Below are 16,909 nucleotides of genomic sequence, written 5' to 3'. Positions count from 1 at the left end.
GGTAATACTTCGATTGATAAACTATTACTTCCTTCTTCACCGTAAACACCGTTACTGTTTGGTCCTGCGATTGCAACGAATCGCCATGTGCCATCTCACTCAGGGACATCATATACCGGCCAAATCACACCGCTTTCATCAATTGCACGTACTTTTGTTGTCTTTGGATTTAAGTTCGTTCCCGACAATTTTAATTTTGTCTTTAACTCGCCTTCCTGTTTAGAAACAGCAACTTCAATGCTTGTTGTACTGCTTGTTTCTTCAATCTTATTATTTCCGGTAATAGTCATACCGCTTAATGTCTGTGCTTTTGGGTCTGCTCCTTTTGGTAATACGGAAACAATTGCTCTTCTCGCAGGATTTGAGCCTACTCCTTCGTATACAGGAGTTCCGTCTACATCAATACTTAATAAGTATGACTGAGTCTTATTTGTTTTATTTTCCGGAACATTAAATGTTACTATAGGCTCTGCTCCCAATGTAATTTTTAATCCTGTGTCTTCATATACCTCTGTTGTAACAGGGTCTAATACTCTCGCAACAATTGTGCCCTCTTTTAATTCTACAAGACGAATACCTTTCAGTTTTGCAACTGCTGTTCCGCCTTTATAATCAAATACGTCTTTTTCATATTCAATACGGTTTACACTTGGTTTAGATGTAATAATATAAGAAATTTCTTTTATCAAAACACCTTCCATTGTTTTTAATGAACCTTGCTCTAAGTGTAGTCGTGCTGATACACCGAGCGTTAATTTATGATTTAACTTGATGATTAACTGATTTCCGTCTGTTGTAACTTCATCTTCTTTTTGTAAATGATAAGTTCCTTCCGCAAAATCTTTATCATCTACTTTTTTCACACCATTTACATAAATTAATTTCTTTAATTCTGTTTTATTGCGTATTCCTAATTGAATTTCTTTCTCAAATGTAGCGACAATTGTATTATCATCCACCTGAGAAACATCTGTAATATCAACTGTTTCTACTACAGCATTTTTATCCTGATAAACTTTAACTGTCTGCTGTGGTTCAATGACGCCCTCTTTAATAGGACCTGCTGTAATTGTCCAAACCACTCTGTTTGTCTGAATTGGATTCTTACCTATTGTAAGAATTGCTCCTGTTTCAGTTATCTCTGTAGCGTTAATTCTACCTCTTTCTAAGTCCGTTCCTTCAAGAACCCCCACAGCTTCTGCTGCCCAGTTAGCAGAAGTAAGATTTGAACCCTCTACATTAAGTTTAATTGTTCCACCTTTAGCAGCTAATGTTTCAGGTGTCGCTTTCAAAGAAGTGATTGTAGCATTTGTTCCATCCGGATTTACTTCCTGTTTTTTATCTACTGTAACGATTAAATTTTTGTCTTTCATATCATCTTCATCTGTTACAGAACAGTTGATACGATATGTTTTCTTTTCTGCTGTTTCGTTTGCCGGTAAAGTAATGTCAAACTCTTGGAACGTATCTGTATCAAATGTCTTCGCTGCTTGAATACCACTGTCCGCAGCACCCTCAAATACCGTTATCTTTAAATTATTTTTCAACATTCTTCCGCCTACGCTCACTTTTACTGTTCCGCCAGAAGAAGTAAGACTTTCTTTATCCACATATGCAGTAGAAATAGACGGTTTATTCTGTGCCTCACCATTTTTCTTTACTTTAACTGTATATTTCTGTGTTCCATTATATTCTTCACCATTTACATGAGTAATCTCACCTTTTTTCAAAGTAAGTTTTAACTCTGCCGGTGTCGCTGTATAATCTTCTTTATAATTTTTATGTACACGAAGAATCATAGATGTTACCGATGTATCAGTAATTTTTAATGTTAAAACACCGTTTTTAGGTTTCTTCGCCATTCCTTCGCTGTTTGGATTATCTTTAAATTCTTCCTCAATAAATGTAAATCCACAATCATCAAACGGAAGTCCGCTTGTATCTGTTACATTTACCGTAATGCTTTTCTTATCTACCTGTGGTTTTTCCGGATCTGTTCCTCCGCCGATTTTCTTTGCAGTAAATACAATATCTTTTTCTCCTGTATATGCTTTCCCATCAACTTTAACAACTTTTCCGCCTGCAACTCCATATATATATCCACTATTTGGCTGACAGAAATAATCTCCGATTCTTTCCAATTTTAATTGGTACTCACCGTTTACTAAATCTTTCGCAGGATATTGAATAATACCATTTTCATCTGAAACAGGTCTAGCAATTTCTGTTTCCCCTGCACTTGCATCAATGATAACGAACTGAAGTCCTGCAACTCCTTTTCCGCTTTCATCTTTTACGATTGCACGAATATTTGCAGTATTTCCTGCTCCTTCTGTATATGCCAATTCTTTAATGGCTTTCTGAAGGTTTGTTGTTGCCTCTGCAATCTGTTCCTTTGTTGCACTTGCATTTTCTTTGACTTTTTTGGCATTCGTCAGAGCTGTCTGAAGTTTGCTCCAACTTTCAGTTGTATACTCCGCTTCGTTCAATCCCTCTGCCTGTGTAATTAATTTATTCAACTCTGTTTTATCTGTTTCCGGTGTTTCTGTTCCGGAAGATGCTTTCTGTGTCAACTCAGATGTAGATGTATAATAGTTTACTGACCCCGGTGTTGTCCCCGGTGCTTTTTCCAAAATTCCTATTTTAATCTTCTTCGTTTTTCCACTATCATTCTTCTTAATCGAAATAGATACTTTTCCACCATTTGCATTCGGACATGCAATTGCTAGACCATTTTGGTCTTCCACAGGTGTATATCCCATAGCACCCTCAACTTTTTCCTGTACACGATAATATATCGTGTTCGGCAAGTTCTCACCTTTAACCGTCACTTCAACATTTCCGCCATTTGCCGGCACTTCTGTAACATTTGCTTTCACAGAATAAATTGTTGCTACTCCCTCTGCTTTTGCAGGAAATGAAACAAAACTTCCAACTACAAGAGCCATCGTCAACATCCATGCCAACACTTTTTCTGTACGTTTTCGTATCATCTTTTTTCTCCTTCCTTGTATTTTCTCTACACGCAGTCGTGTGTATCATTAGATACTCTATCTTTTTCATATGAAAAAGTCAATAAATTTTTTCTCTTTTCCTATAGATAATTTTTATATATAATCACTTATCGATATTGTCTATATAATTATAAGTTATATCTATTCTAGATAACAAAAATATCCCTTCCAACCACTGATTTCTTGAAAAAGTAGTTAAAAGGGAATATTTTTATTTTCTGCTATTTGTTTTTCTTCTTATTTGTCTGAGTCCATACTAATAATAACGCTACTCCACTTATTATCATCAGTAAAGTAATCGGTGCTGTGTCACCGGTCTTAGCAGGTCTATTTATCGGTTGATTTCCGGTTGTACTCTGATTATTATCCTGATTTCCATTCGGTTTATTATCTGGTTTATTATCCGGTTTCTCTTCTGGTTTCTCTTCAGCCAAATTCACTAATACAGCATCTTTATATTTTATCTGATTTAAGCAATCAAAAGTATCCTGACTGTGAACCAAAAGTTGTACATCTTTTTTATGACCTTCAAAACTGTTCTCTGCAATCTTTCTCACCGTATTCGGAAGGTCTACACTCTGCAATTTGTTTTCTGCAAATGCTTTTTCTCCAATAATCTGAAGTCCTTTCGGAAGTTGTACTTTCATTATACCATATCCTCTAAAAGCATCCGCTCCTATTTCTAAAATAGTTACTCCCGCCGGAGTCCTATCCGGTATAATCATTTCTTTATTTTCCTGGATAAGTGCAAGTCCTTTTTTACTAAGCCCAACAACTTTATTTCCTTCAAAAACAAAACATTCACTATCCCACTGTGACTGTAACACTATGCGGTGAGATTTTGATGTCGGAAACTCTAAGTGATTTACATTTTCTGTATAGCATACAACCACATGGTCATTATTTGTTCCTGCATTTGCCTCAAACGCATCATCTGCTAATACTTTCAAAGATTTTGGTAATTTTACGCTCTCCAAATATCCTTCTTTAAATGCACATGAACCGATAGATTCAATTCCTTCTTGCAATACAAGTTTTTTCAATGTAATCGCCTTAAATGTTCCCTCGAAGGCAGAATCCCCAATTTCCTTTACATTTCCCGGAATAGTTAATTCTTTCAAATGATGTAGGTGGAAAGCTTTTCTTCCTATTCTAACTACGGAATTTGGAATATGAAGGGAAGATAATCTTGCTCCTGCAAATGCCATATCGCCGATTTCCGTAACCGTTTCAGGAATTTCTACTTTTTCCAATCGTATATTCATTGAGAATACTCCCTGTGATATTGTTTTTAACTCTTTTGGAAGTTTAATTTTCGTAATGTTATTTTCCGAAAATGCTCCGCTTTGTAAATCTGTTACACTGTCCGGAATAATAACCCCCTCCAATTTATTTCCGTGGAAACAATGTAAGCCGATTGTTTGTAATTGTTTTGGAAAATCTACTGTTTTAAAGTTATTGTATTCAAAGGCTTTTTCGCCCAGTACCGTAACTGTTTCCGGTATTTGTATCGTATTCATTCCATTTGGAGAAATTACGCCGTCTTTTAACTGCTCTACTTCATTATCAGGAATTTTAAAAGCACCGTTATCGATAATCGTAACTTCTTCTTTTGTTTCCGGATTGATTTCTGGCAAAACTAATTTTTTATTTTTCAAACGTGTCTGATTTCCTTTTGCAGACCAGCCTTTTAATTTATTTCCTTCAAAAATGAAATCATCATAATTCCAACCTGTTCCAACCAGATTGTTATATACCGTCTGATGATAAGAAGACTGTGCCACAAATTTACCATGATTTTCCAATTGCTCTTTCTTTGTTACATAAAGAGTTACTTTTCCTTCGCTATCTTTAAATGCATCCTTATTTAATTCTGTTACTGTAGACGGAAGGTTTACTTCTTTTACCAAAGCATAGCGGAATGCCCAACGTCCAATACTCTCAAGTCCTTCCGGTAAAACAATTTCTTTTAAGGCTCTGTGGTCTTGCGTCTGTGCAAATGCAGAACCGCCGATTTCCTTCACACCTTTTGGAATAACCACCTTCGCAAAGTTGTTTCCCGCAAACGCATTATTTCCGATTTTTGTAATTCCTTCCGGCAATGTGATTTCAGTAAATTTTTCTGCTGAAACCTTTCCCGAACAACTGAACATTCCTGATGGTATTTCCGTAATATTCTTTGGAAATTTAATTGTTTCCACCGTAAAATTAGATGCAAATATACCTGTTCCCAATTTTTTAATACTATCCGGTAAAACAATATGGACCAGATTATTCTGTCTAAATGCTCCGTTATCAATTTCTGTCAATGTTTCAGGAAATACTACTTTCGTCAAACCACTGTCCGCAAAGACATTCTTTCCGATTTTTTCCAAGTTCTTCGGTAAAACAACCGTATTAAATTTCTCTTTTTCCGAAGCAAACAGACCATATGAAGAAGTTGCATCTTTCAATCCTGTTATCGCCTGTCCCTGTGGGTTTTTATCCGGTAAAACCAATTCTGGACTGTTCTTTCTCTTTGCAGTTCCTGATTCTGAGAGTCCTGTAATTACCGTTCCTTCATAAGTAAAATCATTTTCATTCCACGGTTTTAATTCTTCAGGCATTGGACCTACAATTAATTTCTGCACCCATGATTTTGTCCCGCTTGCGCCTACTCCTGTACCTACACCTTCTGTATGTGTGATATAAGATTCTTTCTTTAAATCAGCGTTGTCCGTATACATATATACTACTCCGCCTTTTTTGTAATTTGCATTTGGTGCATTTTCTGCTACCGGTTCCATACCTGTACACTGGAAAAATACTGAGTTTGTAACTTTTTCTGTTCTGTCCGGTAATCTGACTGCACGGATTTTATTCTGGGCAAATGACATATTGTCCAAATTTAATTTAAAGTCACAGGTTTTTGGAAAGTCTACCGTTGTAATTTGGTTTGCGGCAAACGCCTGTGATGCAACCTGCCAAATTGTATGTGACATAGAAACCGCACCCAATTTATTTCCTTTAAACGCATTGTTTCCGACATAAATAACACCCTCCGGCAAATTTACGGAAGTCAATTCATTTCCTGCAAAAGCACTGCTTTGAATAATAAAGTTCCCTCTTTTCGTTACACCTTCTGCCGCATCATTGCCATGGTAATCTGTCATAACTCCTTCAGGAAAGATAACAGATTCTATTCCTTTCTTTTGGAATGCTTTTTCTCCAATTCCTATAATTGTCTTTCCGTCCGTATCTTTCTTTGGAATAACTACATTTTTGTTTAACTCAAGTTTTGCTTCTCCGTATGCAGATAAACCTGTAATACCTGTCCCCTCAATTATCGTTGCATCTTCCGTATTATGTGCAGGATATAATTTTTGAGAAATCTTTCCATATGTAAAATCATATGCGTCCCATTCCGTATCGTTTTTATCAATTTTCAAAACATACTCATGATAATCTGATGCCGGAAAGTTTTGCTTATCAGAATACTGTTTTTTATTGACATATACCTTTGTCTTTACTGCCTGTGTATCGTCTGAATACTCTTTCTCAAAGACTTTATCACTTAAGGATTTTACCGTAGACGGTAATTCCACTTCAGCAATTACTTTATTGCGAAATGCCCTTTTTCCGATTTTTTCCAATCCTTCCGAAAGGGTTAATGTACATTCTTCTTTCAAATAATTTTTTGTTGAAAATGCAAAATCACCAATTTCTTTTACTGTAGATGGAATAATAATATCTTTAATATTATTTCCGGCAAATGCGTTATTACCAATTTTTGTAACGCCTTCAGGAATAGTTAATTTTGTTAAATTTGTCATATATTCCTGCGCCGTGCTGCAACCAAATGCTCCTGCCGGAATTTCTTGTAATCCTTTTGAAAGAATAATGACTTCCAATTTAGAATTAGAGCCAAATGCTCCTCCTCCAAGAGTTGTCAAACTATCAGGTAAAATTACACTTGTCAACTCATTCATCTGAAATGCCGCCATACCGATTTCTTTTAATGTGGAAGGAAATTCTTCTACCCTTTTCAGACCGCTGTTTGCAAATGCTCTTTTTCCTATTTTTTCCAAATACATCGGCAGGGAAACACTGTCAATTTTTTCTTCTGCCGTTGCAAAAAGTCCAACTGTTTCTGTTGTTCCCGCAATTTCCGTAATAGGCTGTCCCGCTTTATTTTTGTCAGGCAGAACTAAATTTTTATTTACTTTTCTCTTATCCATCCCTTTTGCAGATAATCCTGTAATTTTTGTTCCTTCAATAACAAAATCATCTGCATTCCATGCTTTTTCTTCCTGCGGAGCATTTCCAACAATTAATCTTTGATGCCATGATTTCTGAGATTCTGCTGTTCTTTCAATATGATGGATTCTCTCCATATTGGCTAAATTAGGATTGTCCGTGTACATATGAACAACTCCGCCCATTTTCTGTTCTTTATCCGGTGCTTCCTGCGGACATTTTTCCATACCCGGATTCCAGTAAAACGCTTTCTTTTCTACAACCTCCATATAATCAGGAAGTCTTACAGATTTAATGTTATTATGTGCAAATGCAAAAGCATGTATCTGTGCCTGAAAATCGCAAGTTTTAGGAAATCCTACCGCACTTAATTTATTGTAAGCAAAACAAGAATTTTCAATCCACCAAATTGTGCTTGGAATACTGACTTTTGTCAACTGATTATTTTTAAAAGCAGATGGCATTATTGCAATAACTCCTTTTGGAAGATACACACTTGTCAGATTATTCTTTTCAAATGCTCCTGTTCCAATTACAAAATTTCCTCTTTTTGTTACAACGTGTGTTATCGTATCATCATAATCTACCAGCATACCTTCCGGAAATTTAACGCCGGTCACTCCTTTTCCTTTAAAGGCATTTTCTGCCACTCCGACTAACGTTTCTCCCTTGTCATTTGTAGACGGTAAAACAATATTTTTGTTTGTTTCAAATTTTTTTGCACCGCTTTCGGAAAATCCGGCAATAGCAGAACCTTCAATCACAAACTGCCGTGTATAATCACAACCATTTAACGTCTGTCGCATCGTAGTATATGTAAAATCTTTTACAGTCCACTTATCCGTGCTTTCTTCCTGTGCAACTTCTTTTATATTTGGTTCTTTTATCTCCGTTTCCACCGTAGATTTAATTTCTTCCGGAATTTCTCCGGCAAATGATGTCATTGACATAGAAACCGTTAATACAAATACTAAAATCATAGACAAAATTTGCTTAAATTTCTTCTTTTTCACTTTCTTTTCCTCCTCATTTTTTTATTTGGCATCTGTCTTAATACCTATTTCTACCATAGCACACAGCATATTTTCCCACAAATTAATAATTCCTATATATCTCAATGATATATAGGAATTATCTATTTATGGTATCTTTACTTGTAACCACGCTCTGTATATTTCATTTTTTAATGCTTGTTCCTCCTGAATAACTGGTAACCGACATCTACAGTTTCCCGCTTTATCACTCTTTAATAAACCTACTTCCAGATTTCTTTCCGAAACAAAAATTGTTTCTTTCTCTGAAAAAAACAGTTCCGGTCGGATTAAATAAACTCCGGCAATTACATCCCAATTATAAAATCCTTTTATTCCGTAATCATCCTCATTATATTTAAACCAATAATCTGTCTTTTCACGAATATACTTTGCTGATTTATTCTCTGTCTGAAATAATCTTTCTTTATACTCTTCTTTCGTAAACAACACTTTCAAACAATTATTTCCTGTAACAATCGAAATATTTTTTCCTTTCGTTAAAACTGTCCATGTTGCATGAGCATCACAAGAAAAGTTTAATTCATTCATCACTTTTTTCTCAAAAACAAGCGGACTTGTAATACCACCCATTAGCACAATCTCTTTTACTTTTTCAAAAAAATGCGAATCTTTTTTGTATGCTCCGCAAAGATTCGTCAGTGAACCTGTTGCAAGAATACTCAGTTCTCCTGCATAACGATTTGCCATATCTACAAGATAATCTACTGCTTCACTTTCGTATGCTCCTTTTTTTGACCCACCTTTTTTCACGGGAATTTCCATTCTTCCCAAATCTTTTAGCATCTTTTTCGTTGTGTGATAAACAACCTCCACCTCATTATTTCCATATGTTGTTGTAATGCCATGTACTTTCGCCTCCCCACAACCGAGAAGATATAATAACGCCAGCCCGTCATCTACATCACAATCCTTTACTCCAAATGTATTGTCACAATCAAATATAATCTGTTTCATTGTCTTTTTCTCCACTTTTGAACCAATTGATTTCCTTATCGCTTATTTCAATTCCAACTACATCGCCTTTTTCTACTCTTTCGTTCATTACCTGACTTTTTAACATCTGTTTTCCTGCTTGTATATTTACTTCCTGTATTTCTCCCATAAACGTACTGTCTATCACTTTATATTTTCCATTTTCCGTAATTTTTACAGAAGAAGGGCGAATCATAGCCTCATACTCTCCGTCCGGTAAATCCACCTCTTTCTCAAACAGTTCACTTACAAATTTCCCTTTCTGAACGATTCCACGAATATAATTCACCTCACCGAAATATTCCGCAACTTTCTTTGAAGAGGGATAATAAAACATTCTTTTTGGCGTATCATACTGTAAAATTTCCCCTTCACTCATCAAGGCAATCCTGTCAGAAATCTGCAACGCTTCCCGCTTATCATGGGTAACAAGAATGGTTGTTATCTTCCACTCTTCATGTAACCGTTTTACAAGACTTCTCATTTCCCCTCTGAGATTTTCATCCAATCCGGAAAACGCTTCATCTAACAGAAGAACTTTCGGATTTGCTGCTAATGCTCTTGCAATCGCCACTCGTTGCATTTGTCCTCCCGACATTTCCCTAATTTTACGCTTTTCAAATCCTACCAGTTGTACGTCCTCCAGTAATTTTTTTACTGTCTCTTTCTGTATTTTTTTTGGAACTTTCCTTAACTCCATCGGAAACATAATGTTTTTCTCTACAGTCATATGTGGAAACAACCTTAAATCCTGAAAAACAATAACCGTACCTCTTTTTTCAGGAGAAACATTCATAACAGACTTTCCTTGAATACTTATATTTCCCTCTTCCATTTCTAAAAATCCTGCTATGCATTTCAGCAAAGTGGTCTTTCCACAGCCTGACTTTCCTAAAAGAGAAATAAACTCTCCTTCTTTGATGTCCAATGTGATGCCATGCAAAATTTCTTTTTTCTGTAAAGTCACTTTCAAATTTTCTATTGTTAAACTCATGTTTTTTTCCTCTTTATCAATTAACTATAAAATTCCCCACCACTGTTTTTCGTCCAATGTTTTCCTATTTTTTCAAACACGGTAAACACAAGCAATGTTACGCCAAGAAAAATCACACTGTAAATACTGGCAATATTTCTGTTTCCACTTTGTAAATACGGAACCATTACTATAGTAAATGTTTTTACATTTCCTCCACCGATAATAAGTGTAAGAAAATACTGGCTAAATGATATAATATAAGACATACTGACCGCTGATAAAATCACTGGAACAAGCATTGGTAATGTAGTTTTATAAAATGCTTGAAACGGAGATGCCCCCAACACTCTCGCCTGCTCTTCTAATCTATTTCCTACCGCTCTCGTTCCATCTATAAGCAAATGTACTGCATAAGGTAAAGAACAAATTAAATGTGCAATTATCACACCTAAAACTGTATTATTCAATCCCAATCTAATAAATATCATCTGAATCCCCATAGCAAAAACTGTTCCGGGAACCATAAAAGGTAATACGGAAAGAAAATAAATCATCTTTTTTCCGATAAACTCATAAACAACAATAGCCCTTGCTGTCATTAATCCTATCATTGCAGAAAATAATGCAACCACACTTGAAATAAAAATACTCGAAGAAAACACACTGATTAATTCTTCTTTTCTTCCTACCACTTCCCTTATTGCACGAAGAGAAAATACTTGTGGAATAAAATCAGGCCACGCCCACCTTTCCGTAAATATCCAAATCAACAATGTGAAAACAGGAAGTAAAATAATAAGCACCATGAAAGCAAAAATACAGTTGCCTAAAATTGATTTTCTCTTTTTCATAACTGTTTCTTCCTCAATTCTTTCACATTTTTCTGCATCAGTAAAAAGTAAAGCACTGCACTGAGTAAAGAAATAACAATAATCACTCCATTGAGCGCCATCGCATAAGGACGGTTTCTAAGATTTGGATGAATATATTGCTGATATGCCAAAATCGGAAGAGATTTCGGCAAAGTCGCACCAAGCAAAAGAGGAAGTTCATATGCCCCCAATGCAAAGACAAAAATAATCAAAAATCCGCTTGCTATCGTGTTTTTACAGAGAGGCAATGTAATTTTCCAAAAGACAGTCCATTTTCCCGCACCGAGATTCATTCCCGCCTCACCCAATCCGTCCTGTATATTTGCCATAAGAGCAATAACAAAATAGAAAATAAACGGAATTTCTTTCCATATATACGCAAGAATGATTCCAATTCCTTTTGTATCATAAATGAGCATAGGAAACTGTTGCTGTTCCGCAATCCACCCAAAAGCATATGCCATTCTCGCCAATATACCATTTTGTGAAAAGATGTTGACGACAAACAGAGCAACAATTACATGAGGAACAATAATCGGAAGTTGAATCACACGAAGAGCATTTCCCTTTGTTTTTCCGATTTTCACAAAAACATAGCAAAGAAGCACACCTCCAACTGTCGCAATTCCCGCTGAAAAAAATGCTATTTTTATACTATATAAAACTGACTGAAACATATCCGGTCTTGCCAAAATTTCTTTATAATATCTCAATGTAGGTTCTCTCAATTCAAAAGCAGGAATTACTCCAAAACTTTGAGTAATTCCTGTAATTAACCCTATCATAAATAATACGGTAAGTACAATCTGAGGAACCAAAAGTATATATGGTACCCATTTTTTCATTTTATTTTCCTACAACTTCTTCTATCCAGATTTCTTCGATAAGCGGTACTAATTCAGCAGGCATTTCCGGAAGACGTTTTGATAATAATTTATCCTGCGGAATTGTTCCTTTTCCTAAATCAACAGATGCAAATGCTTCTTTCTGTTCTTCTGAAAGTTTCGCATTATCAAGAACAGGAATAACTTTTAATTTGTCATAACGGTCTGCCTGTACTTCCGGAGAGAGCATTTCGTTAATTGCAACAATCGCACCCGCTTTGTTACCTGAGTTTTTCGCAATCGCCATAAAGTTCGTATTTCCGATTGTTCCTTTATCAAACTGGAATGACTGCACTGTTTCCGGATATGAGCCATCTGCAATTTTCAGCGCTGCATCATACGCACCATATGTCATAAAAAGATTCACTTCTCCGTCAGAGAACATTTTATCCAAAGTTGTAGAAGATTCAGGGAATGTTTTTCCCTTGTTCCATAAGTATGGATTTAATTCTCTTAAATATTGCATTGCAGGAGCAACTGCTTTTCTGACTATTTCTTTATCCGGTTTCATTGTTAAAAACTGCTCGTATCCGCAAATTTCATAAATAATATTTCTGACAAAGGCACTACCGGTAAAATCAGGAAGTGCAGGATATGTTACTTTTCCCGGATATTTTTTCACAAACACTTTTAATTCTTCGACACTTTTCGGAACGTCTTCCACAACTGCTTTATCAGCAAGCATAACCATCTGTGCTTTTCCGTAAGGTGCTTCATATCCATCAATTTCATATGCAAAATCAAGTGTTACGTCTTCACTCTTTCCATCTACATATTTTTCAAAATTCGGAAGTTTGTCCGTAAACGGTCCATAAAGCATATTATTTTCTTTCGCTGACTGGAAGTTTTCACCATTAATCCAAATCATATCAATGCTTCCGTCTGTTTCTCCACCCTGTATCTCCCCTGATAACTGGCTTAATACCTGATCAATATCCATCGGAACACGTTTCATTGTAATATCATATTTTTCTTTCATTCGTGGTGCAAACTTATTGTCCAACCATTCATTCAACTTCTCATCACCGCCCCAGCCATAGAAAGTTACAGTTGTTCCTTTTGCAGCTTCCTTTATTTTATCAAATGACATTGTCTGAATGTTTATTTCCTGTTTCTGCTCTTTTTTTTGTTCTTCACTTTTGCAACCCATCATTGAAAATGACATGGCAAGTGCCAAAATTCCTGCTAAAATCCTCTTTTTCACTTCTTTCTTCCTCTCTCTTGTTATCTTACATCTCTATACAGTTTTGAAATGGTTTCTATATCCACCCCATCCCTGTACATTTTCCGAAGACGGTTCATCTTCCACATAAGTTGAAGTTTTGCTGACGTTCCTTTTGGAAAACGTCTGTCAGATGTATAAATTCTTTTTCGGGCAATACCCAATTTTATTTTCCTTTTCTTTAAATTTAAAGAAAACTGATAGTCTTCCATAATCGGAAGGTTTGGAAACATACCTATATCAAAAAATAAATCTCTATCGATAAAAATCCCTTGATCGCCAAACATAACTTTTCTGTCTTTTATGCGATGGTTCGATATAACACGGCAGGTAAACATAAAGAAATTCTTTGAATGAAATGCAATTCCAAAGCATCCCACTCTATATTTTCGCATCACCCGCTTTATCTCCTCTAACGGATATTTAGGAAGTTCACTGTCACAATGCAGAAAAAACAATACATCTCCATGACTTGCCTTCGCTCCTGCATTCATCTGTTTCGCTCTTCCCTTTTTTGTATGCAGTACCCGATATGCACTGTCAATTAACTGTAATGTTCTATCTGTACTGCCACCGTCCACAAAAATAATTTCACATTTCTTCTGCAACGGTTTTAACTGCCTTTGTAGTTTTTGAATAGTTTTTTCTTCATTATAGGTTGGAACAATAATGGATATGCGAAGTTGTTCCCAAATATATTTTTCTGTTTTTGTCAGAAAAAGTTTTCTGTCTTTTCTTAATCTCTTTCGATACTTTTTTAAGTCGATAGGAGTATCCATGTCATTTAAAGTTTCCGTATAGCCTACACTAATCTTTTTCTTCTTCAACTGTTCCAATGTTTCCGCAAAAACACTACTATGTCCATATGTATCAAGACCAAATACTTCCCGCCTTGCTTTCTTCATACCTACGAGGTAGTAGCCTCCATCTTCAGTTCTTCCAAAAACAACCTCCTTTTTCTCCAAAACCGAAAATGCTTTCTCAATATGTTCTCTCCTAATCTCCGGTATATCCGTTCCCATAAGAATGCAGGATGTGTATCCAAGAGAAAAAACCTTCTCAAAAGCCTGATACATTTTCTCTCCCAGCCCTTCCCCTTGCTGATGAAAATATTTCTTTTCATTTCCAAGTAAGGACTGCAACTGCTCCTTTGCCTCTTTCTCATTGGGAGTATAACAGACAAAAACATCTGCGTTTATTCTGTCGCACTCCCGCCTAATATCTTTTAGAAAACATTCATGAAGTTTGGCACACTGCTTCGGATTAAAATATGGCATCAATCTCGTTTTTGTCCGGTTGGGAATAGGTGCTCTTGTAAAGATAATGACTGCTCTTTTCATCATTTTTTCATCTGCCTGTCCATATATATTTTACGAATCATCATTACCAAAATAGATAACGCAAATAAAATCATCAACCCCGATACAAGAAGTTTCGCTCCTCCCGTAAGCATTCCGCCCACATAAGAGTACACGATTGTTGCCGGCAACTGCCCAATTCCCGTAGCAATCATAAATGAACCAAAAGACATGGACGTAAGTCCTGCCGCATAACTTACAATATCAAATGAAACAAATGGAAGAAGACGACAAATTAAAATCGTATTTTTCCCATATTTCTCAAAAAACGTATCAATCTGTGCAAGTCCTGCCTTGCTTGTCAGTTTCTCCGCAATATCCCTTCCTAAAATTCTTGCAATAAAAAAGCAGAGCGCCGCTCCTACCATCGCACTTGTCCAGGAAAGAATTGCACCTTTCCACCAACCAAACAAACTTGCATTAGCAAATGTAATCAAAAACGCTGGAAGCGGTGCGGCTACGGACTGAAAAATCATCAATCCAAAGGAAATCATTCCCGCATATATTCCGTAAGATGCAACAAACTCTTTTACAACTGTAAAATCCCCACTTGCAAACATACGAAAAATCTCTTTCATCGTATCTCTGATTGGTGTAATGGCATAACACCCTATTATACAGACTGCTAAAACGCTCAAAACACCTATTTTCTTCATTGTACTCTTCTTCATTTTAGTTTTCACCCCTCCAGTATTTCATCTTCATTCGATTTACAATGGATTTTGCTGTATCCGGCTTTTCCTCCATGCCAAGTATTTTCACGAGCAAATTGTCCGTATCTGTATATCCCTTTCTTGTAAAATTTCCCGAACAGGATGCACAGTATGTATATACTTTTCCACTTTTTCGTATGTTTTCTACCATATTATCCACTAAATCCGGCTCGTTTTTCCCCGCACATCCTCCAAGACCGCAGCACTGTACATCTTGAATAATGTTTGGTTCTTCCGCAAGGAATGACTTTATCTCTTTTAAAAGCGTCTGTTTTTCCCTGTCCGGACATGGCGGAAAGATATTTACTTTCCCTTTAATTTCTTCTCCCCAGCCAAACTCTTGTAATTTTTCATAAATACTTACAATTTTTATACGCAGACGGTCCTTCAAGAAAGAATAACAATTCGGACAAAGCATGATAACCTCTTCAATCTCCTCCTGCTGTAATCTTTCTTCCATCTCATCTATAATTCTTTTCTCCTGTTCTTTTAAACCAAGTTCCGCTATCGGTTTTCCACAACAGTCAAAAATCACTCCTATTCCCTTTTCTTTCTGTAACTTTGTAATCAAATATTTTGTTGTTTCGGGATAAAAAGAAGGAAAATTACATCCTGTAAAAAGAACACTTTTTGTCGTTACATTTTGATAATTCCGAAACAGATAGTCTTGCTTTTCTTTTAACAGCATTGTGTAACCTTTCTCTTTTACTTTTCCCCTATTTTCCTCCACCTGTTTTTGACGCATACGAAGAATAATCTCCCTACCGTCTATATTTTGCGGGCATACTTCTGTACATTTTCCACAGAGAAAACAATGATAAATCAAATCTTCTCTATCTTCAATCTGTCCGATGTCCAATCCGTATTTTTCTAAAAAACTACAGTTTTTCTTACAGAGTCCGCAATGCGTACAATCTTCTCTACTCTTCATCTTTATCCTCCCCTATATAGCGTTTTTTCAGAAAAAATCCTACTCCCATAACAATAACCGCAAGTAACACTGCTATCCCGAGATAGAGTACTCTATGTTTACCATCTGTAAGTCCCGCCGTTCCAACCGTATACATCACCGTCCCCGGCAGCATAAAAAGAAATGAACCTATCGTGTAGGTACTAAATTTTATATCTGTTATTCCATAGGCAAAATTTTGCAGATTATAAGGAAAAATCGGGACAAGTCTTGTTATCATCAAAACAAACAATTCATTTTTTCCCGAACTGTCAAAAAGCCATTTCTTTAAATATTTATTTTTAACAACAAGAGGTTTTATACTGTCTTTTAGGAAATATCTTCCCACGATAAATGCCAGTACCGCACCGATTGTCGTTGCAACGGAACAACAGATTGTTCCTAAAACCGAACCGAACAAAAGTCCTGCCAAAATGGCAAAAGTAACGCCGGGAAGCGCTAGAACTACGCATCCCACAATGGTAAATACAATATACAGTAAAACGGCTATGGCAAGGTTTTCCTCCACCATCCTCTTTAAGAAAGACAGATTATTTATATCTCCTATGTACGATGACCATCCAAAAATCTGATTAAAAACGGCTATTAGAACAATCATTCCAATAAATATCCATAATTTTTTATTCTTCATCTTCTC

11 protein-coding genes are annotated in these 16,909 nt (G+C 36.1%); all 11 read right to left on the bottom strand.

Going from position 1 to position 16,909, the window contains the following annotated elements; genetic code table 11:
* Window positions 1-95 precede the first annotated feature (95 nt).
* Entirely contained in the window at window positions 96-2,993 is a 2,898-nt protein-coding gene (locus ACYPXO_RS03635) for an FIVAR domain-containing protein (RefSeq protein ID WP_459639322.1), read from the bottom strand.
* 242 nt (window positions 2,994-3,235) lie between these two features.
* Window positions 3,236-8,263, bottom strand: coding sequence for a leucine-rich repeat domain-containing protein (locus ACYPXO_RS03630; protein WP_459639321.1), 5,028 nt, complete (start codon window positions 8,261-8,263; stop codon window positions 3,236-3,238).
* Window positions 8,264-8,389: 126 nt separating this feature from the next.
* On the bottom strand, window positions 8,390-9,259 hold the full coding sequence (locus tag ACYPXO_RS03625; protein WP_459639320.1) for a nucleoside hydrolase: 870 nt from the start codon (window positions 9,257-9,259) through the stop codon (window positions 8,390-8,392).
* Window positions 9,240-10,271, bottom strand: a complete 1,032-nt coding sequence (locus ACYPXO_RS03620; protein ID WP_459639319.1) for an ABC transporter ATP-binding protein — start codon at window positions 10,269-10,271, stop codon at window positions 9,240-9,242. The genes ACYPXO_RS03625 and ACYPXO_RS03620 overlap by 20 nt, the downstream gene beginning before the upstream one ends.
* A gap of 20 nt (window positions 10,272-10,291) precedes the next feature.
* Window positions 10,292-11,104 (bottom strand): ABC transporter permease, encoded by an 813-nt coding sequence (locus ACYPXO_RS03615; protein WP_459639318.1) that lies wholly within the window; start codon window positions 11,102-11,104, stop codon window positions 10,292-10,294.
* Window positions 11,101-11,970, bottom strand: a complete 870-nt coding sequence (locus tag ACYPXO_RS03610; protein WP_459639317.1) for an ABC transporter permease — start codon at window positions 11,968-11,970, stop codon at window positions 11,101-11,103. The genes ACYPXO_RS03615 and ACYPXO_RS03610 overlap by 4 nt, the downstream gene beginning before the upstream one ends.
* Before the next feature lies 1 nt (window position 11,971).
* On the bottom strand, window positions 11,972-13,213 hold the full coding sequence (locus tag ACYPXO_RS03605; protein ID WP_459639316.1) for an ABC transporter substrate-binding protein: 1,242 nt from the start codon (window positions 13,211-13,213) through the stop codon (window positions 11,972-11,974).
* Window positions 13,214-13,233: 20 nt separating this feature from the next.
* Complete coding sequence (locus ACYPXO_RS03600; protein ID WP_459639344.1) at window positions 13,234-14,571, bottom strand: TIGR04283 family arsenosugar biosynthesis glycosyltransferase; 1,338 nt, start codon at window positions 14,569-14,571, stop codon at window positions 13,234-13,236.
* On the bottom strand, window positions 14,571-15,260 hold the full coding sequence (locus ACYPXO_RS03595; protein WP_459639315.1) for a TVP38/TMEM64 family protein: 690 nt from the start codon (window positions 15,258-15,260) through the stop codon (window positions 14,571-14,573). Before ACYPXO_RS03595 ends, ACYPXO_RS03600 begins: the two co-directional genes overlap by 1 nt.
* Before the next feature lies 1 nt (window position 15,261).
* A complete protein-coding gene (locus ACYPXO_RS03590) occupies window positions 15,262-16,233 on the bottom strand; it encodes a (Fe-S)-binding protein (RefSeq protein WP_459639314.1) in 972 nt (323 codons plus the stop codon).
* Window positions 16,223-16,903, bottom strand: coding sequence for a TVP38/TMEM64 family protein (locus ACYPXO_RS03585; protein WP_459639313.1), 681 nt, complete (start codon window positions 16,901-16,903; stop codon window positions 16,223-16,225). Before ACYPXO_RS03585 ends, ACYPXO_RS03590 begins: the two co-directional genes overlap by 11 nt.
* Window positions 16,904-16,909 lie beyond the last annotated feature (6 nt).

This window comes from Faecalimonas canis (genome assembly GCF_054601575.1).
The sequence above is the reverse complement of the archived record's forward strand: the minus strand, read 5'-3'. Positions and strand labels throughout refer to the sequence as shown.